The organism is Micrococcus sp. Mcc89 (genome assembly GCF_024519795.1).
GTDB classification, from domain to species: Bacteria; Actinomycetota; Actinomycetes; order Actinomycetales; family Micrococcaceae; genus Micrococcus; species Micrococcus luteus.
In genome coordinates this window covers 1-26,904 of sequence record NZ_JALJRI010000060.1, presented here as the reverse complement: position 1 = coordinate 26,904, position 26,904 = coordinate 1, and the positions used below count along the sequence as shown (strand labels likewise).

Annotated in this window: 27 protein-coding genes; 4 read left to right on the top strand and 23 right to left on the bottom strand. The window is 75.0% G+C overall.

Annotation, left to right across the window (positions count from 1 at the left end; translation table 11 throughout):
• Positions 1-19 precede the first annotated feature (19 nt).
• The 8 genes from NR072_RS06845 to NR072_RS06810 form a co-directional block, all read right to left on the bottom strand.
• Positions 20-718 (bottom strand): DNA-3-methyladenine glycosylase, encoded by a 699-nt coding sequence (locus tag NR072_RS06845; protein ID WP_036380853.1) that lies wholly within the window; start codon positions 716-718, stop codon positions 20-22.
• Positions 715-1,746 carry a pantoate--beta-alanine ligase gene (gene panC / locus NR072_RS06840; RefSeq protein ID WP_036380850.1) on the bottom strand — a complete coding sequence of 344 codons (1,032 nt, stop codon included), beginning with the start codon at positions 1,744-1,746 and terminating at the stop codon, positions 715-717. Before panC ends, NR072_RS06845 begins: the two co-directional genes overlap by 4 nt.
• Before the next feature lie 154 nt (positions 1,747-1,900).
• A complete protein-coding gene (locus NR072_RS06835) occupies positions 1,901-2,599 on the bottom strand; it encodes a DUF3618 domain-containing protein (RefSeq protein WP_256836606.1) in 699 nt (232 codons plus the stop codon).
• A complete protein-coding gene (locus tag NR072_RS06830; RefSeq protein ID WP_002856039.1) occupies positions 2,596-3,063 on the bottom strand; it encodes a phage holin family protein in 468 nt (155 codons plus the stop codon). The genes NR072_RS06835 and NR072_RS06830 overlap by 4 nt, the downstream gene beginning before the upstream one ends.
• Positions 3,060-3,875, bottom strand: a complete 816-nt coding sequence (locus NR072_RS11490; protein ID WP_041104648.1) for a hypothetical protein — start codon at positions 3,873-3,875, stop codon at positions 3,060-3,062. Before NR072_RS11490 ends, NR072_RS06830 begins: the two co-directional genes overlap by 4 nt.
• Positions 3,876-4,032: 157 nt before the next feature.
• Positions 4,033-5,259, bottom strand: a complete 1,227-nt coding sequence (locus NR072_RS06820) for a glycerophosphodiester phosphodiesterase (RefSeq protein ID WP_256836605.1) — start codon at positions 5,257-5,259, stop codon at positions 4,033-4,035.
• Between the two features lie 171 nt (positions 5,260-5,430).
• Positions 5,431-7,593, bottom strand: coding sequence for an alpha/beta fold hydrolase (locus NR072_RS06815; RefSeq protein WP_250203029.1), 2,163 nt, complete (start codon positions 7,591-7,593; stop codon positions 5,431-5,433).
• Between the two features lie 95 nt (positions 7,594-7,688).
• Entirely contained in the window at positions 7,689-8,138 is a 450-nt protein-coding gene (locus NR072_RS06810; RefSeq protein ID WP_020625300.1) for a DUF3806 domain-containing protein, read from the bottom strand.
• 262 nt (positions 8,139-8,400) lie between these two features.
• On the opposite strand from NR072_RS06810, the gene NR072_RS06805 reads away from it, so the two are divergent.
• The gene (locus tag NR072_RS06805; RefSeq protein ID WP_070708525.1) at positions 8,401-8,877 is read left to right on the top strand and encodes a low molecular weight protein-tyrosine-phosphatase; all 477 of its coding nucleotides are present in this window, start codon (positions 8,401-8,403) and stop codon (positions 8,875-8,877) included.
• Positions 8,878-8,979: 102 nt separating this feature from the next.
• Here NR072_RS06805 and NR072_RS06800 read toward each other — a convergent pair whose 3' ends face one another.
• The 9 genes from NR072_RS06800 to ftsH are packed head-to-tail and all read right to left on the bottom strand — an operon-like array spanning position 8,980 to position 17,307.
• On the bottom strand, positions 8,980-9,930 hold the full coding sequence (locus NR072_RS06800) for a Rossmann-like and DUF2520 domain-containing protein (protein WP_060974356.1): 951 nt from the start codon (positions 9,928-9,930) through the stop codon (positions 8,980-8,982).
• Positions 9,927-11,606 carry a PH domain-containing protein gene (locus NR072_RS06795; protein WP_256836604.1) on the bottom strand — a complete coding sequence of 560 codons (1,680 nt, stop codon included), beginning with the start codon at positions 11,604-11,606 and terminating at the stop codon, positions 9,927-9,929. Before NR072_RS06795 ends, NR072_RS06800 begins: the two co-directional genes overlap by 4 nt.
• Positions 11,603-12,115, bottom strand: a complete 513-nt coding sequence (locus tag NR072_RS06790; RefSeq protein ID WP_036380831.1) for a PH domain-containing protein — start codon at positions 12,113-12,115, stop codon at positions 11,603-11,605. Before NR072_RS06790 ends, NR072_RS06795 begins: the two co-directional genes overlap by 4 nt.
• Positions 12,096-12,623 (bottom strand): DUF3180 domain-containing protein, encoded by a 528-nt coding sequence (locus NR072_RS06785; RefSeq protein ID WP_036337195.1) that lies wholly within the window; start codon positions 12,621-12,623, stop codon positions 12,096-12,098. The genes NR072_RS06790 and NR072_RS06785 overlap by 20 nt, the downstream gene beginning before the upstream one ends.
• Positions 12,620-13,264: a 2-amino-4-hydroxy-6-hydroxymethyldihydropteridine diphosphokinase gene (gene folK, locus NR072_RS06780; protein ID WP_200969696.1), complete on the bottom strand. Its 645-nt coding sequence runs from the start codon at positions 13,262-13,264 to the stop codon at positions 12,620-12,622. The genes NR072_RS06785 and folK overlap by 4 nt, the downstream gene beginning before the upstream one ends.
• Positions 13,261-13,641: a dihydroneopterin aldolase gene (folB, locus tag NR072_RS06775; RefSeq protein ID WP_256836602.1), complete on the bottom strand. Its 381-nt coding sequence runs from the start codon at positions 13,639-13,641 to the stop codon at positions 13,261-13,263. Before folB ends, folK begins: the two co-directional genes overlap by 4 nt.
• A complete protein-coding gene (folP, locus tag NR072_RS06770; protein WP_256836601.1) occupies positions 13,638-14,552 on the bottom strand; it encodes a dihydropteroate synthase in 915 nt (304 codons plus the stop codon). Before folP ends, folB begins: the two co-directional genes overlap by 4 nt.
• A gap of 26 nt (positions 14,553-14,578) precedes the next feature.
• Positions 14,579-15,199, bottom strand: a complete 621-nt coding sequence (gene folE / locus NR072_RS06765) for a GTP cyclohydrolase I FolE (protein ID WP_020625291.1) — start codon at positions 15,197-15,199, stop codon at positions 14,579-14,581.
• Positions 15,200-15,216: 17 nt separating this feature from the next.
• On the bottom strand, positions 15,217-17,307 hold the full coding sequence (gene ftsH / locus NR072_RS06760) for an ATP-dependent zinc metalloprotease FtsH (protein WP_095353932.1): 2,091 nt from the start codon (positions 17,305-17,307) through the stop codon (positions 15,217-15,219).
• A 288-nt stretch (positions 17,308-17,595) separates the two neighbouring features.
• Between ftsH and NR072_RS06755 the strand changes: the two genes are divergently transcribed.
• A complete protein-coding gene (locus tag NR072_RS06755) occupies positions 17,596-18,624 on the top strand; it encodes a type IV toxin-antitoxin system AbiEi family antitoxin domain-containing protein (protein WP_256836600.1) in 1,029 nt (342 codons plus the stop codon).
• 81 nt (positions 18,625-18,705) lie between these two features.
• Here the strand turns inward: NR072_RS06755 and hpt are convergent, their stop codons facing one another.
• From hpt to dacB, 4 genes are read right to left on the bottom strand one after another with little or no spacing between them, the layout of a single operon-like run.
• On the bottom strand, positions 18,706-19,257 hold the full coding sequence (hpt, locus tag NR072_RS06750; RefSeq protein WP_002858265.1) for a hypoxanthine phosphoribosyltransferase: 552 nt from the start codon (positions 19,255-19,257) through the stop codon (positions 18,706-18,708).
• Positions 19,258-19,306: 49 nt separating this feature from the next.
• Positions 19,307-20,506 carry a tRNA lysidine(34) synthetase TilS gene (gene tilS, locus NR072_RS06745; protein WP_256836598.1) on the bottom strand — a complete coding sequence of 400 codons (1,200 nt, stop codon included), beginning with the start codon at positions 20,504-20,506 and terminating at the stop codon, positions 19,307-19,309.
• On the bottom strand, positions 20,493-21,722 hold the full coding sequence (locus NR072_RS06740; RefSeq protein ID WP_256836597.1) for a zinc-dependent metalloprotease: 1,230 nt from the start codon (positions 21,720-21,722) through the stop codon (positions 20,493-20,495). Before NR072_RS06740 ends, tilS begins: the two co-directional genes overlap by 14 nt.
• 33 nt (positions 21,723-21,755) lie before the next feature.
• Positions 21,756-23,066, bottom strand: coding sequence for a D-alanyl-D-alanine carboxypeptidase/D-alanyl-D-alanine-endopeptidase (gene dacB, locus NR072_RS06735; protein ID WP_256836596.1), 1,311 nt, complete (start codon positions 23,064-23,066; stop codon positions 21,756-21,758).
• A gap of 220 nt (positions 23,067-23,286) precedes the next feature.
• On the opposite strand from dacB, the gene NR072_RS06730 reads away from it, so the two are divergent.
• Positions 23,287-23,874, top strand: a complete 588-nt coding sequence (locus NR072_RS06730) for an inorganic diphosphatase (RefSeq protein ID WP_069941985.1) — start codon at positions 23,287-23,289, stop codon at positions 23,872-23,874.
• Positions 23,875-23,963: 89 nt separating this feature from the next.
• Complete coding sequence (locus tag NR072_RS06725) at positions 23,964-24,593, top strand: hypothetical protein (protein WP_002858258.1); 630 nt, start codon at positions 23,964-23,966, stop codon at positions 24,591-24,593.
• A 27-nt stretch (positions 24,594-24,620) separates the two neighbouring features.
• Here NR072_RS06725 and NR072_RS06720 read toward each other — a convergent pair whose 3' ends face one another.
• Together NR072_RS06720 and serS are read right to left on the bottom strand one after the other, a co-directional pair.
• Complete coding sequence (locus NR072_RS06720; RefSeq protein WP_044659867.1) at positions 24,621-25,430, bottom strand: HAD family hydrolase; 810 nt, start codon at positions 25,428-25,430, stop codon at positions 24,621-24,623.
• A 125-nt stretch (positions 25,431-25,555) separates the two neighbouring features.
• Positions 25,556-26,839: a serine--tRNA ligase gene (gene serS, locus NR072_RS06715; protein WP_036380800.1), complete on the bottom strand. Its 1,284-nt coding sequence runs from the start codon at positions 26,837-26,839 to the stop codon at positions 25,556-25,558.
• Between the last annotated feature and the right edge of the window lie 65 nt (positions 26,840-26,904).

Below are 26,904 nucleotides of genomic sequence, written 5' to 3'. Positions count from 1 at the left end.
GGTCGACAAGGTCTGGGGGTCAGTCCGGCACGTTGCGGCCACGCCGGAACGCGGACACGCTGCGGTGGCCGGCCACGCTGAACCGCCACGGGAAGCGCACGGAGCCGCCCTCCCCCGAGACGCCGACGCGCGGGCCCGTCACGACCTCGATCGGCGGCTCGGCCGGATCGCGGGGCGCGGGCGGGGCCAGGAGGAAGCGGGCGGGCGCGGCCGGCGCGGCGAGGCGGGCCGAGGTGCCACCGTCGTCGGCCACCTCCGGCGGCGCGGCGACGATCTCCACGGGCGCGTGGCCCATCTCCAGGGTGATGCCGAGGCCCTGGCCGAGGTTGCCCGGGCCGGAGAGCAGCTTGGGGCCGGTGTCCCGGCCACGGCGGGCCACCGCGAGGTCCCCTCCTGCAAGCACCTCGGCCGCACGCAGCAGCACACCGCCGGCCTCCCCCTCGGGGTGGCCCACCAGGTTCAGGCAGCGGTGGATGCCGTAGTTCAGGTACACGTACGTGCGCCGCGGCGGCCCGAACAGCGCGGCATTGCGCTCGGTGCGGCCGCGGAACGAGTGGGCGCCGGGGTCCGCTCCCGCGTTCCCGTACGCCTCGGTCTCGGTCAGCCGCACGGTGACGGCGCCGTCCGGGGCGACGACGGTCAGCCGGCACCCCAGCAGCGTCGCGGCGAGCGCGGGCGAGGGGCCGTCGAAGGCGGCGGCGAGACGCTCCGGGGTCACGGCAGCGGCCCCGCGACGGGCAGCACCATGGTGTCGATCAGCCGGACGGGCGGCACGTGCGCGGCCACGAGGGCGAGGGCCTCGCGGCGCAGCGGCTGGCACAGCAGCTCCGGACCGAGCTCGGCGAAGGTGTCCCGGTCCACCACCACGAGGTGGTCCAGCTCGACGCCCGGCTCGTCCTCGACCATCCGGCGAGCGGCCTGGACGTCGACGGGCTCACCGGCCGCCGCGGCGTCGGCCAGGGAGCGCAGGGCGCGGCTGAGGACGAGCGCGTGCTCCAGGCCCGCGGCGTCCAGGCGGGTGTTGCGGCTGGAGAGCGCGAGGCCCTCGGGCGAGCGGACGATGGGTACGGCGCGGACGTCGACGTCGATGTCCAGGTCCGTGGCCAGGCGGCGCAGGACGGTGAGCTGCTGCGCGTCCTTCTGGCCGAAGTAGCTGCGCAGGGCCGGCACCGCCGGGCGCACGATGTTCCACAGCTTCGCCACGACGGTGGCCACGCCGTCGAAGTGGCCCGGGCGGGAGGCGCCCTCGAGGACCTCCCCCATGCGGCCGGCGGAGACGGTGACGATCGGCGCGTCCGGGTAGCCCGGGTACATCTCCTGCACGTCCGGGGCGAACACGACGTCGGCGCCCGCCGCCGCCAGCAGGTCCAGGTCCGCGTCCAGGGTGCGCGGATAGTGCTCCAGGTCGGCCGGATCGCCGAACTGGAGCGGGTTCACGAAGATGCTGACCGCGACGACGTCGTTCTCGGCGCGGGCCCGCCGCACCAGGGCCGCGTGGCCGCCGTGGAGGGCGCCCATCGTGGGGATCAGGCCGACGGTGACGGGCTCGGCGTCGCCGTCGTCCGTGGCGTGGGCGACGAGCTCACGGAGAGCGGAGCGCATCTCGGCGACGGTCCGGGCCAGACGCGGGCGCGCGGAGACGCCGTCGGCCTCGGCCGTCACGGGAGCGGGGAGGGCGTCCTCGAGGGTCAGGCCGGTGCCGGCGGGGACGGGGCGCTGGTCGGGGACGCGGTCGAGAGGGGTCACCCTCCGAGTCTAGGCACGGGGCCTCGGGGAGGACTTCCGCCTCACCACGCGCATCTGGTCCAAGGCCTGAGCCGCGGGCCGGATTCGGCCCCGCCACGCGCGACGCCGGCCGGCCCCGTCAACGGGACCGGCCGGCGTCGTGCTCGGGTCGGGCTCAGGCGTTCTTCGCCGTGTCCTTCACCTGGCGGGCGGCGTCCTGGGACTCCGCCTTGAGGTCCTGCGCCGTGTCCGTGCCCTGGTCCTTGAGATGGGAAGCGGCCTCGGCGGCCGACTCCTTCACGCTCCCGGCGGCCTCGCGGGCGGCGGGCTCGAGGTCCTCGCGCAACTGCTGGACAGCCTGCTTGGCCTCGTCCACCAGCGGGGCGGCCTGGTCCTTGAGGCCCTCCGCGGCGCGCTGCTCCACGCGTGAGGCGGGGATCAGCGAGCTGAGCAGCAGGCCGGCGCCGAAGGCGATCACCCCGGCGGCCAGCGGGTTGCCCGCGGTGCGGCCGCGCAGCTGAGCCGGGGCCTGGTGCAGGGCGTGCTGGGCGTCGTCGGCCCACTCGGACACGCGGTCGCCGGCGTCGCCCAGGCGGTCCTGGGCCTGGCCTGCCGCGCCGTACGCGGAGGCCCGGGCGTCGTCGAGCACCCCGTGGGCGCGATCGCCCAGCGAGGGCTCGTGGCGGTGCTGCTCGGGGGAGCCCATGATGTTCTCCTTCGCGTGGATGAAGCCGTCCTTGATGCGGTTGGTCTGCCGGGACACGGCCTTCGTGGGGCTCACCTTCTCGGCGAGGGCGTCCACGTCCTGGCCGAGCTCGCGGCGCGTGCGCTCGATGTCGGCGCGGATCTCATCGGGGTTGTTGCTCGTGGTCATCGCGTCTCCTTCGCGGGGTTCAGGGTCTCGGGGATCTCCTGAAGCGTCTCCTGGGTCTGCGGCAGACCCTTGATCTTCTCGATGTCCTTCTTGCCCTGCACGGCCAGCACGGCCGCGACGACGCCCCACAGCACGGCCACGATCAACGCGGCCCAGCCGATCGGCAGGAACACGTCGAGCAGGTGCATCAGGGCCAGGGACAGGAACATCAGCAGGAAGAAGCCGCCGACGGCGGCGCCGGCCAGCAGGCCCGCCCCCTTGCCGGCCTTCTTCGCGGACTCGGTGGCCTCGGCCTTGGCCAGGGCGATCTCCTGGCTGACCAGCGTCGACAGCTTGGCCGACAGGCTCTGGAACATCTCGCCGAGGCTCTCGTGCTCGGCGCGGAACTCCGCCTGCGTGGGCGGCGGGGTGTGCGCGCCGGAGCGCGGCGTCGCGTCGCGGAACGGTTCGTGGGCGGTGCTCATGCGTCACCCCCGGGCCGGGTCTGGTCGAACGGCCGCTCGGCGGTCAGGCCCTGCTGGACCGGCGCCTGCGTGCCGTACGGGATGTCCCCGACGCCGGCCGCGCGGCGGGGCCCGGCACCGTCCGCGACGCGGCCGTCGGCCTGGGAGAGCGAATCGCTCGAGTAGGCCGGAGCCTGCGAGTCCAGGTGGTGCGGGGTCACGTCCGCGTGCACCGCCTCCGGACGGGTCTCGTGACGGCGCGGCGCGGTGGAGGCGGCGGAGTCCGGCTGGGCGGCGTCGCGGATGCCGCGCGTCAGTCGACCGGCCACCAGCCCCGCGCCCAGGGCGAGGGCCAGGAACGTGCCCGGGCGGCGAGCGGCGAAGCCGCGCACGTCCTGCAGCAGGTCCTGCGGGGAGGCGGTCTCCAGGCGCTGCGTCAGGGCCTCGGCACGGTCCGCCACCGAGGCGACGCCCTGGCGCACCAGGTCGGTCTGCGGCTGCTCGCCGGAGACCACGCGGTGCAGGTCGTCGGTGTAGCTGCGCACCTGGCCCGCGAGCCGCTCCTGCTGGGTCTGCACCTGCGCGCCGACCTGCTCCTGGGCGGAGCCGACCAGCGACTGCACCTGGTCAGCGGCCTCGTCCTTCACCTGGCCGGCCTCGTGCTTGGCGGTGGCCGCGAGGTCCTGGGCCTTGTCCTTGGCGTCGTGGGCCACGGCCTTCGCCTGGCCCTGGGCCTCGCCCGCGGCCTGCTGGGCCTTGCCCTTCGCCTGGTCCTTGGCGTCACGGCCCTCGGCTGAGGAGCCGTGGGCGTTCTTCGGCGTGTTCGTCGTCATGCTGTGCCTTCCTTCGTCCGGGTCGGCGTCCCTCATGGCCGGCCCTTCTGGCCGTCCACGTCACCGGGTCCACCGGTCTTGAGCGCCAAGGTAAGCACCGCAGGGACCCTGCCGGAAGACCTCGGGTCCGCCGGGATCGTCTCCGGTCGGGACGGGGTCAGCGCACCTTCAGGCCCCGCTGGGCGGTCTTGCCGACGCCCCGGCCCGGGTGCTCCTTCTTGCCCTGCATCCAGACGTCCACGGCCTGCACGCCGAGGTCGGGGTGGTCGGTGAAGAAGCCGTCGATGCCGGCGTCGAGGAACGGCTGGATCATGCCGACCATGTCGCCCTGTGCGTTCCGGTCCGTGGAGGAGCGGAACTCCGTGTAGAGGAACTGGTTCTCGGCGCGGAAGGTGTACGGCACCACCTCGAGGCCCGCGCGGTGGGCGAGGGAGACGAACGCGGTCTCCTCGCCCATCGAGCCGTCCTTCTCCTTGGTGATGATCTGCGCGAAGGCCGGGCCGAGCGTGTCGACGCCGGCCGCGCGGATCTCGCGCATGCCCGCGGCGGTCTCGTAGAAGTCGTAGTAGCGGAGTTCGTCGCCGGCGGCCACGGAGTCATAGGGTGCGCCGGTGACGCTGGAGAGGAACACCGTCTCGGCCTTGAGGCCGAGGTTCTCGTTGAGATCGCGCAGGTTGGCGAGTTCGAAGGACTGCACGGTGGCGGGGGCGTTGCGCTTGTTCAGGCCGTGCTCGTCGAGCAGCTCGACGACGCGCTCCTCCATGGACAGGCCGATGGAGTCGAAGTAGGTGGGGTGCTTGATCTCGGGGATGACGCCGATCTCGCGGCCGTGCCGGGCCGAGAGGCGCTCCCGCAGCTCGAGCACCTCCTCGAAGGTGGGCACCTGGTACCGGCCGTCGTAGGACGCGGACTCGGGGCGGACCTGCGGCAGGCGCTCCTTGGCGCGCAGGGTCTTGAGCTCGGCGAGGGTGAAGTCCTCGGTGAACCAGCCGGTGAGGGCCACGCCGTCGACGACCTTGGTGGTCCTGCGGTCCGCGAACTCGGGTCGCTGGGCGACGTCCGTGGTGCCGTCGATCAGGTTCTCGTGGCGGACCACGAGCACGCCGTCCTGGGTGGAGACCAGATCCGGCTCGATCACATCCGCGCCCTGGGCGGCGGCCAGCTCGTAGGCGGCCAGGGTGTGCTCGGGGCGGTAGCCGGAGGCACCACGATGACCCACGACGTCGGGACGCACTACGGGCTTGCCCGTGACGGACTGCGCGGCGGCCGGGGTCTCCGTTGCGGCGGGGGCGGCGACGGCCGGGGCGGCCAGCGGGGCGCTGACGGCGACGGCGGCGGCGAGGGCCACGAGGCCGCGGGCGGCGTGACGACGGACGGAGGTCATGGAACGGTCCTTTCCGAGAGGGGGATGACCGCTCCAGTGGGCCAGATCCGGGTGTCGGCCGGGTGGCCCCCCTCCGGCCACAGCCGGCCCGTCCGGTGAACAGCCGGTGACGGGCGGCTGATCGGAGAGGTTCAGCCGCCCGTCACGATGCGCGGCGCCGGGCCCGGCGGCTCAGCCCGCCGTCGGCGACGGCCGCGTCAGTCCCAGCGTCTCCGGGGCCGACGGGGTGCCGTCGCCGAGGACGTGCTCGCCCAGGAAGCCGAGGACGACCTCGTACCAGACCTTCGCGTGCTGCGGGGCGAGGATCCAGTGGTTCTCGTGCGGGAAGTAGAGGAACCGGTGGTCGGTGGTGCCGTCCGCGGCGGCCGGCCGCCCGGACTTCGCCAGCAGGTCCGACCACAGGCGCAGCCCCTCGCCGATCGGCACGCGGTAGTCCTTGTCGCCGTGGATGACGAGCATCGGAGAGACGATCTCCCCCACGAACCGGTGCGGAGAGTTCTCCTGCTGCATCTGCTCGTCCATCTCGCGGGCCCAGTAGAACGCGGCGTCCGTCGTCGGGCCGAAGCCGTCCAGCGCCCACAGCGAGGCGTGCGTGACCACGCACCGGAACCGATCGGTGTGCCCGGCCACCCAGTTCGCCATGTAGCCGCCGAACGAGCCGCCCATGGCGGCGGTGCGGTCGCCGTCGACGTCCTCACGCGCCACGACGGCGTCCGTGAGCGCCATCAGGTCCGTGTAGGGCGCCTGACCCCAGCGGCCCCAGCCGCGTTCGATGAAGTCCTGGCCGTAGCCCGTGGACAGCGCCGGGTCCGGCAGCAGCACCGCGTAGCCGCGCGCCGCCATGACCCACGGCGTCCAGCGCCAGCTCCACGCGTTCCACGAGCCCAGCGGCCCGCCGTGGATCCACAGCAGCAGCGGGTGGCCGCCGGCCGGCGCCTCCCCCTCGGGGAGCACGAGCCAGCCGCGCACGCGCGTGCCGTCCTCGGCGACGGTCTCCACGTCCTCGAGGGTGCCCGGGATCGCGGGGCGCTCCACGGGGTTCGGCAAGCGCGTGGCCTCGCCCGTGGCCAGGTCGATCCGCGCCACCTCCGGCGGGAACAGGTAGGAGGAGCGGACGCCGTAGGCCGTGGCCCCGTCCGGGGAGAGCACGACGTCGGTCCACGCCTCGTCCTCCCGGGTCACCTGCGCGACGGCGCCGGTGGCCACCTCGATGCGGAACACCGGGCGACGGCCCTCCGAGTCCGCGAGCGCGATCACCGCGGAGTCGTCCGGCAGCCACGCGACGACGTCGGCCCACCGGTCCCAGCCGTGGGCCAGGGGCGTGGTCTGGCCCGTGGCCGTGTCCATCACGTGCAGGCGCGGATGCACGGCCGAGTGCGGGGTGGAGTCGGGGGTGCGGACGACGACGGCGCGCGTGCCGTCGTGGCTGACGGGGCCGACGGTCACGTCCTCGCCGGGGACGTCGTGCAGGACGCGGTGCTCGCCCGTGGCCAGGTCCACGCGCACCACCGTGCCCTCGCGCACGTTGCCGCGGGCCTCGGCGGTGGCGGCCGTGGTGAGCAGGAACGAGCCGTCCGGGGCCACCTGTGCGCCGATCCCGAATGCGTGGGAGCGCGGGAAGCCGGAGACGTGGCGCAGGTGGTGCGATGCGTCGTCGGCCTCGGGATCCAGGCCGGAGGCGGCCGGGCCGGGCTCGGCGGCGTCCGCGTCCGTGGCGGGCTCGCCCTGCGGGTCCGGGCCGGCCTCGAGGACGAAGAGCTCGGGGCGGGCGGGGCCGAGGTCGTGGTCCCAGAAGCGGATGGGGTAGCCGGTGTGCAGGATGGCGTCCACGCCGGCGTCCTTGCGGGTCTGCGCGAGGGCCGCGTGCTCGGCCTCGGTGGTCGCGCCGAGCAGCCGGTCCGCCGTGACGACCACGCGGTCCGCCGCGGACGCGCACGTGACCGCGGAGACCCCGCCCGGGCGGGAGAGCACCACGCGCGCCTCGCCGCCCCGGGGCGGCAGGGCCCACAGGGCGCTGCGCTTCTCGGCCTCGGCGTCGGCGGGGTCGGGACGGGCGGAGGTGAAGAAGAGGGTGCCGTCCGCGGCGAACTGTGCGCCGGCCTCGCCCTCGCGGGAGCGGGTCAGGCGGTGGGCGGGGCGCTCGCCCGCGGGGTCGACCTCCCAGAGGGCGGTGGCGTAGCCGGTGCCCTTCGCGTCCCGGGTGGCGACGGTGGTCACCAGGCGGGCGCCGTCCGGGCTGAGGGTGAGACCGGCGACGCGCGGCAGGGCGGTGAAGGCGTCGAGGTCGTGGAAGGGGGTGGCGGGGGCGGCCGGGGTGTCCGGGGTGGAGGTCATGCGTTCGTTTCTATCGGCCCGCACGTGATCCGGGCAACACGGAGGACGGCGGGGTGGCGGCCTTGACGGCGGGCCGCCCCGGTGCCCGCCGCGCCTCAGGCGCCGGGCCGCGTGCCGGCGTCGGCCCGGATCTGCTGGAGCTGCTCGCCGAGCCAGTCGACGTACTCGCCCATCCACTCCCCCGTGGCCTGATGGTTCCAGCTCTGGCCGACCACCGGCTGCGGGAAGACGACGGCGTCCGAGAGGGTGTCCCGCAGCGCGAGGGCGGGCCCCTCCTCATCCGCGACCGTCACCCACTGCATGCCGTGGCGCGCGCCCAGGTGCTCGCCGAGCAGCACCGCGACGACGTCCAGCAGCACCGCCAGCTCCTCGGGGTCCAGCTCCTCGGCTTCGGCCTGCGAGCGGGCCAGCACGGCGTCGTAGTAGGCGGCGACCGCGTCCAGGTCCAGGTGGTCCACGCCCTCCTGCGCGGCGAAGTCGCGGCGGACGCGCACCCACTCCCGCTCGGGCTCGGTCAGGGGGCTCATCTCGGGCTGGTCGGTCATGGCCTCCATCCTGCCAGGCGCGCCGGGCGCCACCGTCGCCGGAACAAACGGTGCCGGCCGCGCTTTCGTTCGAGAAGCGGCGGCGTGTCGCAGCGCTTTCGTTCGAGAAACGGCGAGGAACCGGGGGGACACACCGCCGGAGGCCTGCGATCCCCCAGCGGGAGCACTCGTGGACGCGCCCGATGTCGTGCCGCCAGCGACGAGGCGAGCGTGCGGGCCGTCGTCGTCCGCCGCCCCCGACCGGACTTGAGACACTGGCCCCATGCGCATCATGACCGTCTGCCTGGGGAACATCTGCCGCTCGCCCGCCGCCGAGGCCGTGCTGAACCGCAAGCTCGCGGAGGCCGGTCTCGACGACGTCGAGGTCACCTCCGCCGGCACGTCCGACGAGCACGTGGGCGCCCGGCCGCATCACCTCACCCGCGAGGTCGGCGGCGAACTGGGCTACGAGTTCCCGACGGTGGGGGTGCAGCTGTCCGCCGACCTCGTGGACGAGGCCGACCTGATCCTGGTGATGGACGAGGCCAACCTCGCCGACGCGCGGCGGCTCGCGACCACGGACGAGCAGCGGGACCGGATCCACCTGATGGGCGAGTTCGCGTCGGATGCGGACAGCGCCGGGGTGCGCGAGGTCCCCGATCCGTACGGGTGTCCGCGGCCGCAGTTCGAGGAGATGTACCGGCAGATCGAGGACGCAGCAGACGGCGTCGTCGCCGCGATCCGCGACGGCCGCCTCTGACGGCCGGGGCGCGGCCCCGGACCCGCCGTTTCCCGAACGAAAACGGTCCGGGACCCGCCGTTTCCCGAACGAAAGCGGGGGGCGGGGGCGGCGGGGGGTCGGTCAGTCGTCGTGGGGGTCGTCGGAGTCGTCGAGGACCTCTCGCAGCCGCGCCGCCGTGTCCGCGCGCAGGGTGCCGCGGGTCTCGGCGCGGTCGGTCGTCGCGCGGGCGAGGGTCTCCCACACGGCCCGCACGTCCGGGGGCAGTCCCCCGGCCTCGAGCTCCCCGAGGGTCTCACGGTGGGTCCGCAGCGTGTCGACGTCACCGCGGGCCACGGGGCCGGTGAGGGCGCCGTCGCCGTCCGTGAGCGCGTTCTCCAGCGCGGCGGTCATCAGTGAGCGCAGCACCCGCACCGGGTCGGCCACCCCGATCGTCTCCAGGATCTGGCGGGCCTGCGCCGTCAGCGTCACCAGGTGGTTCGACCCGTGGGACAGCGCCAGGTGGTAGGCCGCCCGGTCGGCCTCCTTCACGACCACGGGCTCGCCGCCCATCTCCACCACGAGCGCCTGGGCCACGGGCAGCACCACGGGGTCCGCGGTCACGCCGAACACGCAGTCCTGCAGCCGCGCGACGTCGAGGCTCAGCCCCGTGAACGTCATGGCCGGGTGGATCGCCAGGGGGATCGCCCCGTGCGCGCGCACCGGCTCCATCACCCCCACCCCGTAGCGGCCAGAGGTGTGCACGAGCAGGTGGCCGGTCTGCACGTGCCCCGCGGCGGCCAGGCCGGCCACGAGCTCGCCCAGCGCGTCGTCCGGGACGGCGAAGACGACCATCTCGGAGCGGCGCAGGATCTCGGGGATCTCCAGGACGGGCACGCCCGGCAGGAGCATCTCCGCGCGGTCCCGCGAGGCCTCGGAGACGGCGTGCACGCCCGTGATCGTGTGGCCCGCAGCCCGCAGCGCCGAGCCCAGCACGGCCCCCACTCGACCCGCGCTCACCACACCGACGCCCAGCCGCCCGGGCCGCTGCGCCGGGTCGTGCGGGTCCAGGCTCAGGTCGAATCCACCAGTCATCGCTCCTCCTCGCCGCGCACGGCGGGGACGTCTGCCCCGCTCTCCTCCCCGACGACGGCGCCGCCGACGACGCCGGCCCGGGCCAGTTCGCGGCGGCCCACCTCGGTGGCCGCGACCTCGCGCGTGCGCTGCTCGAAGCGGGCCAGCTCCTCGGGGCGCATCCACTGGTCGCGGTCGGCGAGGCGACGCGAGACGGCCGCGTGCCGGGCCTCCCGGGCGTACAGGTCCACGGCCACGTCCTCGTCGAGGTCGCGGACCACGGCGTTCGCCCCCGCGACCCACACGCGCACCGTGGCCAGGCCCAGGCGTCGCTGCACCGGGCCCTGCGCCAGCTCGGCCGCCTGCATGCGCTCGTGCTGGAGGGTCTGCAGCCGGCGGTTCAACCAGCCGCTGCGCACCACCAGCAGGGACCGCGTCGTCGTGAAGCCGGTCCGCCGCCAGGCGAACCAGTTGAACCACCACCTGCCGCGCCGCGGCACGTGCTGGAAGCCGCCCTCCGTGCCGGTGCCGTGCACGCCGAGGTGCATGAGCCCGGCGGGGGTCAGCCCCTGCGCGGCGCGCGGATCGCCGTCCAGGCCCGGGTCCGGGGCCACGACCGTGAGGACGCGGAGCACGTCCTCCCACGGGCCGACGGGCAGCGCGACGTCCCGGGCGCCGTCGGACTCCTGCAGGTACCCGGCCACCGCCATGTTCACCCGATACCAGCCGAAGGGCCGCCAGAACAGGGGCTGGGAGACGGTCACCCCCTGCACCCGCCCCGGCGGGACGGTCTGGTGGGTGGTCTCGGTGAGCCCGTGCCGCAGTCGCAGCCCGTCGGTGGAGCGGCGCACCTGGAAACCCCAGCCGGCGTTCAGCCGGGACCACGCGACGCCGGCCACGGAGAACAGGGCGGGCAGGGCCGCGGCCGCGCCGATCCCGGTCAGGGTCTCCCCCTCGTCCAGCACCGCCTCGGGCAGCAGCGCGACCACGAGGGCGAGGCCGCCCAGCCAGATCAGGGACCCGGCCAGCACCCCCAGCACGCCTCCGGAGAGCAGGACGGAGCCGAGGAGCCGCCCCGCGGGCACCTGCAGCATGAGTTCGCCGGCGTCCGCGGCGTCGGCGTCGGGGAGGCCGGGCTCGGCCGCCCGCTCCGGCGCGGACGCGTCCGCCCCGGCTCCCCCGAGCATCCCCGACGCGCGGTCCAGGATCTCCCGGCGCACCGCTTCGGCCTCGGCGCGGCGCAGGAAGGACAGCTCGAGCGCGGACTCGCCGCCGTCGGCCGCCTCGACCTTCACCGTGGCCAGCCCGAGCAGCCGAGCCACGAGGGGGTGCTGCAGGTCCACCGCCTGGATGCGGTCGTAGCGCATCTGCCGGCGGCTGCGGAAGAGCCAGCCCTGGCGCAGCTCGATCCGGTCCTCCCCGCAGCGGAACCGGGTGAACCACCAGGAGAAGAAGAACACGAGGCTGATCAGCAGGGTGACCCCCAGCAGGATGCCGCCGGCCACGAGCAGGCTGCCGTCTCCGCCGCCCGGGACGTCCTCCCCGCCGAGCCGGCCCGCCGCGAAGTCCTCCACCGCGTTGCGGCCCGCGAAGAACAGGATCAGCAGCAGGAAGGTCCAGCCCCGCACCCAGGGCGAGGCGGGGTGGACGCGGACCCAGCCGGCGTCGTCGGCGGGGGGCGGGGCGGCCGCGCTCACAGGCCCGCCAGCCGCGCCTGGCCGCGCGCCATGAGGACTTCGCGCAGCTCCTCGGCCCTCTCGCGGGGCACGCCCTCCAGGGTGACGTCCCCGCCCGCGGCGGCGGTCTTCAGGGTGAGGGTCTGCAGCCCGACCCGGCGCAGCAGCGGACCGTCCGACACGTCCACGTACTGCAGGCGGCCGTACGGCACCGCGTGCACGCTGCGGAACAGGATGCCCTCGCGCCACAGGACGTCGTCCTCGCGCTCGGCCCAGCCCATCGCGCGCACGCGCCGCGGGATCAGGATCAGGTCCACGATCCAGGACACGACGACGACGGCCGGCAGCCCCCACGCGACCCACGCGGCCATCCCCGCCCACGGGCCGGTGAGCTTGAGGATCAGCGGCACGGAGAACCCGGCGAGCCAGATCAGGTGGCCGATGGACGTGGCGATGAGCTTCACCGTGGTCAGCCGCGGCGAGGCCGGCGTGAAGGCCACGCCGCTCAGGTCAATGCCGGGCACGGGCATACCCTCCTTCCGTCTCGGGACGGGCCGGTCGGCCCGGGGACCCATCCTGCCCACGACCGCCCTCGGGCGCATCCTCCTCAGGCGGGATCCGGCACCACCGTTCGACGATCAGCCCCACCACCAGCAGGACGAGACCGCCGACGGCCTGCAGGGCGGCCTCCCGCACGGTCGGTGCCTCCACGCCGGCCCGCAGCAGCACCTGCACCGCCACCCCGGCGTGCCAGCCGCCGAGGGCCGCTCCCGCGAAGCCGGAGGCCTGGCCGAGCACGAGGGTGCGGGCCGCGGCGAGCGGGTCCATCCGCGCGGCGGCGGGCTTCTCCCGGTCGCGGCGCACCCGCCAGCCCAGCGCGAGGCACAGCACGGAGACCGCGGCCACGGTGATCAGGCCGCTGCGGCCCACCACGGGCGCCGGCCAGCCCAGGGACGGCGCGGCGAGCCCGGCCAGCCAGCCGAGCACGGCGGCCACCAGCACCACGAGCAGGGTCCACCCGGAGCGCAGCGCGATCACGTGGCCTCCCTCCCGAGGGCGTCCGGGCGTGCCGGACGGAGCGGGACGACGTCGTCGGAGCCGGCCAGCAGCCGATGCCGCTCGGGCTCCTGACGGCGCACCCCGGGGGCGTCCGCGGCGACGGCGGCGAGGTCGGCGACAGGCGTGCCGGCGAGCGTGGCGTCCGCGTCGAGCCACAGCCACGGCAGCAGCACGAAGGCCCGCTCGGCCGCGCGGGGGTGCGGCAGGGTGAGGTCCGGGTGGTCGCTGCGCACGTCCCCGTAGGCGATCACGTCCACGTCCAGGGTGCGCGCGCCCCAGCGGACCTCACGCCGCCGATGGTGGTCCTGCTCGAGCCGGTGCGCCACCGCGAGCAGCTCCCACGGCGCGAGGTCCGTGCGCAGGGTGACCACCTGGTTGAGGTAGTCGGGCTGCCCCGGCGGCCCGCCCACGGGCGCGGTGACGGCCCGGGGCGAGGCCCGGACGTCCGTGATGTGCGGCAGCGCGGACAGGGCGGCGACGGCGGCGTCGAGCGTCTGCGCGGGCTCGCGCAGGTTGGCGCCGAGGGCCAGCACGGCCGCGACGGGCGCGTCCGGGCGGGCGCCCAGCTCGGGGACGGGCGCGGGGCCCTCGGCCGGGTGCGTCCAGTCGACGGTGCTCACGCGAGGTCCTCCCGGGTGCGGTGCACGGTGACGGCGGCGTCCGCGAAGTCGTGCGGGATGGGCGCCTGCGGCTTGTGCACGGTGACCTCGACGGCGGCCACCACGGGCTGCTCGGCGAGGACGGCGCGGGCGATCCGGTCGGCGAGGGTCTCGATCAGGTCCACCGGCTCCCCGGTGACCAGGCGGACCACCGTGTCCGCGACCCCGGCGTAGTTGGCGGTGCGGGCGAGGTCGTCGCCGGCCGCGGCGGGGCCGGCGTCGAGGTGGAGGACGACGTCCGTGACGAACGGCTGCCCGTCCCGGCGCTCGTGGTCGAAGACCCCGTGGTGCCCGACGGCGGACAGTCCGGTCAGGCGGATGCGGTCCCGGGCGCTCACGGCAGCACGTCCTCGGAGACGGGCTCACCCGGGGCGTGCGCCCCGACCCAGGCCGCGGCGGTGCGGACGGCGTCGGCGCTGGCGCGCACGTCGTGCACGCGCACGCCCCACGCGCCGTGTGCGGCGGCGAGGGCGGAGATGGCCGCGGTGGCGGCGTCGCGCGCGGCGGGCGGGGCCGGGGTGCCGTCGTCGTCCGCCAGCAGGGTGCCCAGGAACCGCTTGCGGGAGGCGGCGACGAGCACCGGGTGGCCCATGGCGCGGAGCCACTCGAGGCCGCGCAGCAGCTCCCAGTTCTGCTCGCCGGCCTTCGCGAAGCCCAGGCCCGGGTCGACGATCAGCTGCGCGGGCTCGACGCCCGCGGCGAGGAAGCGGCCGGCCACGTCCCGCAGCTCGCACACGACGTCCGGGACGGTGTCCTCGTAGACGGCCAGCCCGTCCATGGTCTGCGGGTTCCCGCGGTTGTGCATGAGGATGTACGGCGCGCCCGACGCGGCGATCAGCGCCGGCATCTCCGGCTCGTGGGCGAGGCCGGAGACGTCGTTGACGATCACCGGCCCCAGCGCCAGGGTGGCCCGGGCGGTGGCGGTGTGGCGCGTGTCCACGGAGAGGACGACGTCCTCGGCCAGCAGCGCCTCGATCACGGGCAGGATGCGCTCCTGCTCCTCGGCCGGCGGCACGGCGCGGGCCCCGGGGCGGGTGGACTCCCCGCCCACGTCCACGATGTCCGCGCCGTCCGCGACCATGCGCCGGGCGTGCTCGACGGCCGCGCGGACGGTGGCGTGCTCCCCGCCGTCCGAGAACGAGTCAGGGGTGACGTTGAGGATGCCCATGACCAGGGTCCGGTCCGCGGGCAGCCGCCCCAGCAGGGCGCGGTTCGCCTCCCGCGCCGCCGCGTCGATGCTCTCGTCCACGTGTCCTCCTCCGCCGTCGGTGGTCCTCAGCCGTGCATGATGAGGCTCATCGCCTCCGAGCGCGTGGACGGATCCCGCAGCTGGCCGCGCACCGCCGAGGTGACGGTCTTCGCGCCCGGCTTGCGCACGCCGCGCATGGACATGCACATGTGCTCGGCCTCCACCACCACGATCGCCCCGCGCGGGGCCAGGTGCTCCATGAGCGCCTCCACCACCTGCGTGGTCAGCCGCTCCTGCACCTGCGGACGCCGCGCGTACAGCTCCACGAGACGGGCCAGCTTGGACAGCCCCGTCACGCGGCCCTCGGCGGAGGGTATGTAGCCGATGTGCGCGGTGCCGTGGAACGGCACCAGGTGGTGCTCGCAGGTCGAGTAGAACGGGATGTCCTTCACCAGCACGAGCTCCTCGTGCGCGATGTCGAACGTGGTGCCGAGCACCTGGTCCGGGCTCTGGTGCAGGCCCGCGAAGAACTCCGCGTACGCCTTGGCCACCCGCGCCGGGGTGTCCGCCAGGCCCTCGCGGTCCGGGTCCTCACCGATCGCCAGCAGGATCTCCCGCACCGCCGCCTCGATGCGCGGCCGGTCCACCGCGGTCGAGTCCGGGTCGAACGTGCCGGGGACGGCGTCGTCGGGGGTGTGGGCTGTCATGCGGGTCTCCTGCGCGGTCAAAAGGTCGGTCCCTCGCCGGGGCCCGGCGTGTTGCTCGGACCGCCGTGCGGCGGCAGGCCGGGGCCGGCCGCGTCCCCGCCCAGCGACGACGGCGGCGCACCCTCCGGACGCACCGGCACCGTGGTGCCCTCGACGCCGACGGGGGTCTGCTCCCCGCCGTCGTGGCGCGAGCGGCGCTCGGAGGGGGAGAGGACGGGCGGGATGTCCTGCGGGAGCCGGTCGTCCGAGGCCAGCCACACGCCGCGCTCGGGCCGCTTGCGCACGTCCGCGAAGATGGCGGCGATGGCCTCCTGGGTCAGCGTCTCCTTCTCGAGCAGCTCGTAGGCCAGCCGGTCCAGGACGTCCCGGTTCTCCGTGAGCACCCAGTGGGCCTCGGCGTGGGCCTGGTCCAGCAGGGTGCGGACCTCGGCGTCCACCAGGTACGCGAGCTCCTCGGAGTACTCACGGGAGGAGCCGCCGGCGGCGCCGCCCACGAAGGGCTCGGAGCTGCCGCCGCCGAGCTTGACCGCGCCCACCTTGGCGGACATGCCGTACTCGGTGACCATCTTGCGGGCCGTGTCCGTGGCCTTCTGGATGTCGTTCGCGGCGCCCGTGGACGGGTCCTTGAACACGATCTCCTCCGCCACGCGCCCGCCCATCGCGTACGCGAGCTGGTCCAGGAGCTCGTTGCGGGTGACGGAGTACTTGTCGTCCTCCGGGACCACCATCGTGTAGCCCAGGGCGCGGCCGCGGGGCAGGATCGTGATCTTGGTGACCGGGGCGGAGTTGCGCAGCCCGGCCGCGACGAGCGCGTGGCCGCCCTCGTGGTAGGCGGTGACCTTGCGCTCGTGCTCGTTCATCAGGCGGGTGCGCTTCTGCGGGCCGGCCATCACGCGGTCCACGGCCTCGTCCAGGGCGTGGTTGTCGATCACGTTGTTGTTCGAGCGCGCCGTGAGCAGCGCGGCCTCGTTGATCACGTTGGCCAGGTCCGCACCCGTGTAGCCGGGGGTGCGCTTGGCCAGGGAGCGCAGGTCCACGTCCAGGGCGATCGGCTTGCCCTGCGCGTGCACCTCGAGGATCTTGGCGCGGCCCTCGAGGTCCGGGGCGTCCACGGGGATCTGGCGGTCGAAGCGGCCCGGGCGCAGCAGCGCCGGGTCCAGGACGTCCGGGCGGTTGGTCGCGGCGATCATGATGACGTTCGTGGAGGCGTCGAAGCCGTCCATCTCCACGAGCATCTGGTTCAGGGTCTGCTCGCGCTCGTCGTTGCCGCCGCCGATGCCTGCGCCGCGGTGCCGGCCGACGGCGTCGATCTCGTCCACGAAGATGATGGCGGGGGCGTTGGACTTGGCCTGCTCGAAGAGGTCGCGCACGCGCGAGGCGCCGACGCCCACGAACATCTCCACGAAGTCCGAGCCGGAGATCGAGTAGAACGGCACGCCGGCCTCACCTGCCACGGCCTTGGCCAGGAGGGTCTTGCCCGTGCCGGGCGGGCCGTAGAGCAGCACGCCCTTGGGGATCTTGGCGCCCACGGCGCGGAAGCGGTCCGGCACGGTGAGGAACTCCTTGATCTCCTGGAGCTCCTCCACGGCCTCGTCCGCGCCCGCGACATCCTTGAACAGCACGTCCGGGTTGTCCTTGTTGATCAGCTTGGCGCGGGACTTCCCGAACTGCATGACCTTGCCGCCGCCGCCCTGCATGCGGGACATCAGGAACCAGAACAGCAGTGCGATGAGCAGGAACGGGACCATGAAGCCGAGCAGCGAGAGGAACCAGTTGCTCCGCACCGGCTCGTCCGTGTAGCCGTCCAGGGCCGAGTCGTCCACCGCGGTGACCACGTCCGTGGCGCGCGCGCTGGCGAAGTAGAAGTAGACCTCCTTGCCGAGGTCCCGGTCGTCCTGCTTGTAGGGCTCACGCAGGGTGAGGTCCACGCGCTGGTCCCCGTCCACCACGCGGGCCTGCGCGGCCTTGTCGTCCTTCAGCAGGGCCATGCCCACGTTGGTGTCCACCATGGTGCGGCCGCTCTGCGACGTGGTCAGCGGGATCGCGACGGCGAGGACCAGCAGGCCCAGCAGGATCCAGACGTAGGGCTTGTTGAACAGCTTCTTCACGGTCCGAGTGTCTCCTGGTCTGCCGCGGGGGCCGGGCTGCCCGGGGCGGCCGCCGTGCGGCCGGGGACGGCGCAGGGCCGACGTCGCGCCCGGGTCAAGCCCCCACGGTACCGGCCCGGCCCGGGTGTCCGCTGACTGTTCGCGTCAGGTGGACAGGGCGCGGGCGGTCAGCCGGCGCTGCGGCCGCGCCCTGCGTCCCCGCCTGCACAGGCCCCCGTGCACCCGCATCCCTCCCCAGGCCGACGGCGGCCCAGGACGCCGCCCGCCCCACCACGCCAGGCTGGCACCATGCGTCGCCCCGCCCCGCTTCCCGCGGCCTTGCCTGACGGTCCCTTCACCGCCGCGCAGGCGAGGGCCGCCGGCATCGACCGCAACCGGCTGCGTCGCTCCGACGTCGAACGCCTCGCCCGGGGCCTCTACCGCCGGCGTGAGGCCGCCCCGGCCGCCGTCGAGCGCCCCGTGGCCGGCTCCTCCCCCTACCGGTGGAGCACCCCGCTCTCGGCCACCCAACACGAGCTGCTGCTGCGACTCGCCCGGCACCGCGCCACCACGGTGGTGTCGCACCAGACCGCGGCCCGCGCCCGGGAGATCTGGCTGCCGGAGCGACTGGACGCGGGGGACGACGTCCACGTGAGCCGCCCGCGAGACCGTGGCCAGCTCTCCCTCCCCGGCGTCACCTCCCACCGAACAGCGCTCCCGCCCGCGGACGTGGAGCGCGTGCGGATCGGCGGCCTGGCCTGGTACGTCACCGCCCCGCCCCGTCTCTGGGTCGACCTCTCGGCCCTGCTCGACGACGACGAGCTCGTCATCCTCGGCGACCATCTCGTCCGCCGGGCGCAGCTGTCCGGCGGCCCGGACGCCGCCGAGCGGACCCGGGCGGCCCTGGCCCAGGCGGCCGAAGCGAGCCCGTCCGCGCACAACCGACGACGACGGCTCCGCACCACCGCCACACTGGTCCGGGTGGGGGCGCACTCGCCGAAGGAGACGCGGCTGCGGCTCGCGCTGAGGGCCGCCGGGCTCCCCGAGCCCGCACTGCAGCTCGAGGTCTGGGACCCGGAGTTCTCCCTGCACCACCCCGCGACGGCGGACCTGGGCTATCGGCAGGCGAGAGTGGCCCTGCACTACGACGGCGGCCACCACGGCGCGGATCGCCAGATCGACCGCGACGTGCAGCGCAACGCGGCCTTCGAGCGACGGGGCTACCGGAACATCACCGTGTCCTCCTCCGACGCTCGCCGCGGATTCACGCGCGTGATCGTGGAGGTGCGCCGTCACCTCGGGGACGCCGGCGACCTGTCACGCAAGGAGTCGGAATAGGGCGGAGATCCGGCGTCAGAGCGACACCACACGTGACAGGTCGGTCACACCTGACCTGGCCACGCCGGGCCGGGCCCCCGGTCAGCTGTAGACGTGCGGGGCGAGGGTGCCCACGAAGTCCAGGTTGCGGTACTTCTCCGCGTAGTCCAGGCCGTAGCCCACCACGAACTCGTTGGGGATGTCCCGCCCGACGTACTTCACGTCGATGTCCACCTTCATGGCCTCCGGCTTGCGCAGCAGGGTGCAGATCTCGACCGAGGCCGGGCCGCGGGACTCCAGGTTGGCCTTGAGCCAGGACAGGGTCAGGCCGGAGTCGATGATGTCCTCGACGATCAGGACGTGCCGGCCCGTGAGGTCCGCGTCGAGGTCCTTGAGGATGCGCACCACGCCGGAGGACTTGGTGCCGGAGCCGTAGGAGGAGACCGCCATGAAGTCCAGCTCCACGTGGGAGTGCAGGGCGCGGGTGAGGTCGGCGACCACCATCACGGCGCCCTTGAGCACGGCGACGATGAGCAGGTCCTTGTCCGCGTAGTCGCGGTCGATCTGGCGGGCCAGGTCCGTGATCGTGTCCTGCACGTCCTCGCGGGACATGAGGACGTGGGTGAGATCGTTCTGGACATCCTGTGCGTCCATGCGCCGCTCCTGGTGAGTGCTCGTGCGGGAATGCCGGGCCGGGCCGCAGTCAGGGACCGGGCAGGCAGGGGATGAGGTCCAGTCTGGCACACGCCCGATGCGCGGCCACCCCGCCGGGCAGCTCCACCGGACCGGCCGACGTGCCCCCCGCGCGGGCGCCCGTCACGAGGGCGTCCACCGCGAGGATCCGTTCGCGGGGCGGGGCCTGCCCTCCCGCGGCGCGGGCGGCGCGCGCGATCACGCGGTGGCGCACGGCGGCGGGCAGCGCGGCCAGGGCGTCCAGATCCAGGGAGACGACGCGCGGGTCCCGGGCGGGCGGGTCGACGCGCAGCCGGGTGACCTCGGCGCCGGCCCATGCCTCGAGGGCCGCGGCGTCCTCGGCCGCGATGGCCGCGGTGCGCACCAGCCCGGCCCGCACGCCGGGGCCGAGGCCGGCGTCGGGGTCCTCGAGCGCGGGCAGCACGCGGGTGCGGACCCGCGAACGCAGCAGCGCGGGATCGCGGTTGTGCGGGTCCTCGAACCAGGTCAGCCCGGCCCAGCGGCAGATCGTCTCGGTGTCCGCGCGGGTCAGGCCCAGCAGCGGGCGGGCGACGGCGGCCCCGCCCGGCAGCGTCCCGCGCGCCGGGATCCCCGCGAGGGACCGCGTGCCGGACCCGCGGGCGAGCCCGAGGAGGACCTGTTCGGCCTGATCGTCGGCGGTGTGGGCGGTGAGGACGACGGCGGTGCCCGCCCCCGGGGCGGCGCCCCCCTGCCCCGCCTCCCGGGCGGCGGCGGCGAGGGCCACCCGGCGGGCACGCCGGGCGTCGGCCTCGGGGCCGTCGCCGGTGCGGGCCACCTCGACCCGCGTGACGGTGACCGGGGTCAGACCGAGGATGCGGGCGACGTCGGCGGCGGCCGCCGCCACCGCGTCGCTGCCCGACTGCAGCCCGTGGTCCACCACGGCCGCGCCGATCGGGCCGAGCCGCGCACCCTCCCGGGTGCCCACGAGGACGGCGCAGGCCACGGCGAGCGCGAGGGAGTCGGCGCCGCCGGAGAGGGCGACGAGGCCGCGGGGGCGACCCCCCGCCCGGCCCGGCACGGCATCCGCGCGACGGGTCCCGTCGCCCGCCAGGGCCTCCCGCACCGCCGCGACGGCCCGGTGCAGGGGCTCGGGCCAGCGGGTGCGCGGCGGCCACGCGCCGACCGCGGGCACGCCGCCGGCCCCGCCCACCGGCGTCGGCCCCGGGTCCCGCGCCTCAGGCCTGGGCACGGATGCGCGCCCCCCACGTCTCGGGGGCGTGGAGCTCGGCCTCGCTCGGCAGCAGCTCGGGGGCGTCCCAGACCACGTTGAACCCGGCCATGCCGAGCTCGGCCACGGCGGCGGCCACGAACCTCTGGCCGTCGCGGTACTGGGCCATCTTGGCGTCCATGCCCAGCAGACGGCGGAGCATGCGGTCCAGGGGCGAGCGGCGGTCGCCGCGCTCGTCGAAGCGGCGGCGGATGGTCTTGACGGAGGACACGACGGAGGAGTCGACACCGTCCATCACCACGTTCGCGTGCCCCTCGAGCAGGGACATCACGGCCGTCAGCCGGGACAGGCGCTCCCGGTCCTCCTCGTCCTGGATCGCACCGAGCAGGCCCGGCGCGGGGCGGGCCGGGGCCGCGTCCTGCGCGTCGTGTCCGTCCCGCGTCCCGGTCCGGCCGGCGTCGGCCTCCCGACCCAGCGGGTTCGCCGCCGCGAGCGCGGAGCGCAGGCGCTCGGGCAGGGACTCGGCCTTGTCGAACAGGCCGACGGTGAGCGCCGTGATCTCGGTCCGCAGGTGCTCGCGCAGCCAGGGCGCGGCCGCGAACTGCACACGGTGGGTCTGCTCGTGCAGGCACACCCAGAGACGGAAGTCCGCCGGGTCCACGTTGATCTCCGCGCGCACCTGCGCCACGTTCGGGGCCACGAGCAGCAGGCGTCCGCCGGCGGGGCCGCCCGCCGTCCCCCCGGGGCCGGGCAGCGCGATGAACGGGTCGTACTGGCCGAGGATCCTCCCGGACATCCAGGCGAGGATCCCGCCCATCTCCAGGGCGGTGGCGTGCCGGGTGACGCGGGTGGTGGCGGCGGCGTGCTCGCGGGGCCGGGTGTCCCGCAGATGCGCGAACGTGGGGTCCAGCAGCGTGGCGGAGGACTGGGTGGCGGCGCGCGACCAGGTGGGGCGGTCCACCACGAGCACCTGCGAGTCGCGCAGGTCCCGTGCCGCCTCGAGCCCGGTCAGGCGGTGGACGTGCGGCACGGCCGCCTCCGCGGCGGCGCGCAGGCCCTCCGCCTCACGGGTCGCCTCCCGCGGCGTGAACCGGGGGCCGGCGGCGGCGAGGGACCGTGCGGTCCGTGCTGCGAAAGCCCAGTCCACCGGGTGGGCGACGGCGGGGCCCGGCTCGGCGGGGGCGCCCGGCTCGGCGTCCGCGGCGCGGGGGCGGTCGGTCGCGTGGTCGTCGCTCATGGCTCCATCAGATCACAGGCCCCGGACCTCGGATCAGAGCCCGGCGACGGCGCTGACGGCCTCGTCGACCGCCGCGCGCGCGGGCTCCAGCTTCCACTGCAGATCCGAGCAGATGATGCTGAACGCGAGGACCCGCCCGGACGTCGTGGTGACGGTGCCGGTGAGGGAGACCGTCTGGTCGAGCGTGCCGGTCTTCGCGGCCACGGCCTGCCGCGCAGGGGCATCCGGGAACCGGTCGCCGAGGGTGGAGTCCTCGCCGGGCCGCGGCAGGCCCTCCAGCACGGTGCCCAGGGCGGGCGTGCGGGCCACCCCGGCCACGACGCCGGCCAGCTGGCCCGCGCTGACGCGGTTGTCCGGGGACAGGCCCGAGGAGTCCACGAGCGCCATCCCGGCGGTGTCCACGCCGAGGTCCTCGGCGGTGGCCGTCAGCAGCTGCGTGGCGCCCTCGTGGGTGGCCGGCAGGTCCGTGGCGGGCGCGGCCGTGTGGGCCAGGGCCTCGACCACCTGGTTCTCCGAGTGGGCCAGCAGGTACGCGACCTGCTGGCCCACGGGTGCGGACTCCACGGCCGCGACGGGGGCGGCGGCGAGGACCGTGGCGCGCGGCACCTCGGTGGCCGGGAACGTGTCCCGCAGACCCACCTCGAGGTCGGCGCCGGAGGCGGCCACCGCGTCGTCGAGCGCGGCCTGGAAGGTGAGCGCGGCGAACTGCGCCGGGTCCTCGATGCGGTCCTCCCCGGTGCCAGGGGCCTCACGGCCGCCGTAGGTGGCCAACGGCTGCACCGGCGCGATGTTGCCGCTCTCCGGGATGTCCGACGTCCAGCGCGGGTTCAGGGCCGTGCGGTCCGCGAAGAGCCGCAGGTCCGTGCTGACCACCACCTGCCCGGTGACGCCGTCCTCGACCAGCCCGGCCACGGTCCGCTCCGCGAGGGTGCGCAGGCCCGCGCGTCCGGAGACGGCCTTCGAGTCCGAGGCGCCCGTGCCCAGCAGCACGTCGCCGCCGCCCACGAGCACCAGCTCGGTGGCCGCGCCGTCCGCGGTGGGCTGGGCCACCACGGTGGTCTGCAGGGTCGTCTCAGGACCCAGGGCGGAGACGATGGCCGCGGCGGCGAGCACCTTGAGCGAGGACGCGGGGGCCACGGGCTCGTCCGCGTCCCGCGCGTACAGCACCTCGCCGGTGGCCAGGTCGCGGAACTCGGCGGAGGCCGTGCCCGGGGACGTCTCCAGCCCCGGCTCGACGGCGGCCGCCACCTCGGCCGCGGTGGGGCCGGCGGACGGGGACGACGACGTCGGCGCGGCGGTCGTCGACGAGGCGGGCGCGCTCGACGGGGCCGGCGGTGCGGTCACGGGCACGCAGGCGACCAGGACGGCCGCGAGCGCGGCCAGGAGGACGGCGGGGAGCGAGCGGCTCCGGGGGCGTTCCGTGCGTCGATCCCGACGCCCAGCGCGCCCCGTGTCCACCTGTCCCATGCGTCCATCATGACGGACGCCCCCGGTAGGCTGACGGCAGCACCGCCGGTCGGCGCCGCGCCGCCCGGACACCCCACCCTCTGTGCGAAGGAGAGTCATGGCGCACGACGTCACCATCGAGATCCCCGCGGGCTCCCGCGTGAAGTACGAGTTCGACCACGAGACCGGCCGCCTGCGCCTGGACCGTGTGCTCTTCACCTCCATGCAGTACCCCACGCACTACGGCTACTTCGAGAACACCCTCGGCGAGGACGGCGACCCGCTGGACGCCCTCGTGTACCTGCCGGGCTTCGACCTGGTGCCGGGCTGCGTCGTCGAGGCCCGCCCGATCGGCGTGTTCAACATGACCGACGACGGCGGCGGCGACGCCAAGCTGCTGTGCGTCCCGGCGGACAAGCGCTACGACCACATCACCGAGCTCGAGCACGTGGAGGAGTCGCTCAAGCAGGAGATCGAGCACTTCTTCACCCGCTACAAGGACCTGGAGCCGGGCAAGTGGGTCAAGGCCGAGGGCTGGGAGGGCCGCGCGGCGGCCGAGGCCGAGCTCGAGGCCTCCATCCAGCGCTTCAACGCCGAGGGCGAGGAGTCCCCGACCGACGAGCCCCAGGGCCGCGCGGTGGACACCGAGGAGGCGCAGCCGGCCACCGAGGAGGGCGAGGCGACGGACGAGCCCCAGGGCCGCTGATCCCCGCACCGCCCACGCGCGCGACGCCGGCCGCTCACCCCTCGGGGTGGGCGGCCGGCGTCGTCTGCGGGCTGGCAGAATCGACGACCATGTTCGTGCTCACCATCAACCAGCGGGACACCCTCGACGCCGGCGACCGCGTGGACACGTTCCTGCGCGCCCTCCAGGACGTGCCGGGGCTGGGCGACGCCGTCGCGCTCCCGTTCCAGCGCGCCGTGGGCGACGAGCTGATCGGCGCCGTCGAGGACCCGCGCGTCGCCGTGGACGTGGCGCTGCGCGCCCTGCGGCAGCGCCGCTGGAACGTGGGGGTCGGCGTCGGGACGGTGACGCACGCGGACGGTGCGGCGGGCGCGCCCGCCTCCGGCGACCTGCACGACGCCGGCGGGCCCGGTCTCGCGGCGGCGCGGCGGGCCGTGGAGGCGGCGGCCGTGTCCACCGCGCGGATCCCGTTGGCCGTGCGCGGCCGGGACGAGGAGGCGGCCGCCGAGGCCGAGGCCGTGCTGCGACTCGTCGGGCAGCTCGTGTGGTCCCGGACCGACGCCGAGTGGGCGGTGCTGGACCTGCTGGTGCCCGGGGTGCGCGGCCAGCAGAAGCCGGCGGCCGCCGCGCTCGGGATCACGGCGCAGGCCGTCTCGCAGGCGGTGCAGCGCTCCTACTGGAACGAGGAGCACGCCTGCCGCCCCGCCGCCGCGCGGCTGCTCACGCTGGCGGGGGGCTGACCCGGCGGCCCGGGCCGGTCGCGCCGCTCAGGCCGCGGCCGGCTCCTCGAGGAGCGAGCGCAGCACCGTGGCGAGCCCGTGCTCGTCCACGTGCCCGGTGACCTCGTCCGCGGCGGCCACGACCTCCTCCACGGCCTGGCCCATGGCCACGCCGCGGCCGGCCCAGCGCAGCATCTCGATGTCGTTGCGGCCGTCGCCCACGGCCACGGTGTCCTCGGGGGCCACCTTCAGCACGGTGCGCAGCGCCTCGAGCCCGGAGGCCTTGGTCACGCCCGCCGCGGCGACGTCGAGCCACGCCGTCCAGCCCACGGAGTAGGTCACGCCGGACAGGCCGATGCCCTCCACCGCGCGACCGAACTCCTCGGCGGAGGAGTCCGTGGAGAACACCACGAGGCGCACGGCCGTGGTGTCCATGAGCTCCTCGAACGTGACGCCCTCCGCGGCCACGCCGAAGGACATGTCCTGGAACCGCTCGGTGGAGCGGAAGGTGCCGTCCGGCAGCTCGAGCGCGTACTTGGCGCTGGGCAGGCGGTGGCGCAGCTGGGTCAGGACCGAGCGCGGGTCGAAGGTGCGCAGGTCCGTGACCTCGTAGCCCTCCTCCAGCTCGGGGTCCAGGCGCAGCGTGACGCCGCCGTTGGAGCACACCATGAAGCCGGCGCCGATCCCCAGGGAGCGGGCCACGGGCAGGGTGGCCGCGCGGGAGCGGCCCGTCGCGATGACCACGTGGTGCCCGGCGTCCAGCACGGCCCGCACGGCCGCGCGCACGGGCTCATGCAGATGGCCGTCATGGTCCACGATCGTTCCGTCCACGTCCAGGCACACGAGCTTCTTCGTCATGACCTCCACCCAACCACACGGCCCGGACACGACGGCGACGCGCGGGTGAACCGCAGGGGCGCCGCAGGGGCGCCGCGGGGCGGGCAGGCGAGGCGACCGGCGCCGCGGGGGACGACGTCGTCCGTTCAGACCAGCTCGAAGCGCTCCATCCCGCCGAGGTAGGGACGCAGCGCGGCGGGCACGGTGACCGAGCCGTCCGCGTTCTGGTGGTTCTCCAGGATCGCCACGATCCAGCGGGTGGTGGCCAGGGTGCCGTTGAGCGTGGCCACCATGCGGGTGCCGCCCTTGGAACCGTCCTCCGTGCGGACCCGCTCGCGGATGTTGAGACGGCGGGCCTGGAACGTGGTGCAGTTCGAGGTGGACGTCAGCTCGCGATAGGTGCCCTGCGTGGGGACCCAGGCCTCGCAGTCGAACTTGCGGGCGGCGGAGAGGCCGAGGTCGCCGGCGGCGATGTCGATCACGCGGTACGGCACCTCGATGGCGCCCAGCATCCGCTCCTCCCACGCCAGCAGGCGCTCGTGCTCCGCCTCCGCGTCCTCCTGTGCGGCGTAGATGAACATCTCCAGCTTGTTGAACTGGTGCACGCGGATGATGCCGCGGGTGTCCTTGCCCGCCGAGCCCGCCTCACGCCGGTAGCACGTGGACCAGCCCGCGTACCGGACGGGGGCGCTCACGTCCATGATCTCGTCCGCGTGGTAGCCGGCCAGGGCCACCTCGGAGGTGCCCACGAGATACAGGTCGTCGCGCTCCAGACGGTAGATCTCGTCGTCGTGCTCGACGTCGAAACCGGTGCCCTGCATGGTCTCCGGGCGCACCAGGGTGGGCGGGATGACCGGCACGAAGCCGTTCTCCAGGGCCAGGTCCAGGCCCAGCTGCATCAGGGCGAGCTCGAGACGCGCGCCCACGCCCTTGAGGAAGCTGAACCGGGCGCCGGACACCTTCGCGCCGCGCTCCATGTCGATCGCCCCGAGCAGCTCGCCGAGCTCGAGGTGGTCGCGCGGCTCGAAGCCCTCGGCGGCGAAGTCGCGCGGGGTGCCGACCTCCTTGAGGACCACGAAGTCGTCCTCGCCGCCGGCCGGGACGCCGTCGACGATCAGGTTCGGGAAGGCGCGCTGCAGCTCCGCGAGGCGGGCCTCGGCCGCGCCGGCGGCCGACTCGGCCTCCTTCACGCGCGCGGCCAGGTCCTTCACCTCGGCCAGCAGGGCCTGCTTCTCCTCGCCCTTCGCCTGGGCGACGCGCTTGCCGAAGGCCTTCTGCTCCGCGCGCAGCTGCTCGAAGCCCGCGATGGACGAGCGGCGGGCCGCGTCCGCCTCGACCACGCGGTCCACGAGGGACGCGTCCTCCCCGCGCGCCTCCTGGGAGACGCGGTACTTCTCGGGCTGCTCGATGAGGTCCTTGACGTCGATCACGTGCGCCAGCCTAGCTGTTGTGGGTCATGAGGTTCTTGGCACGAGGGCCGGGCTGAGATGAGACG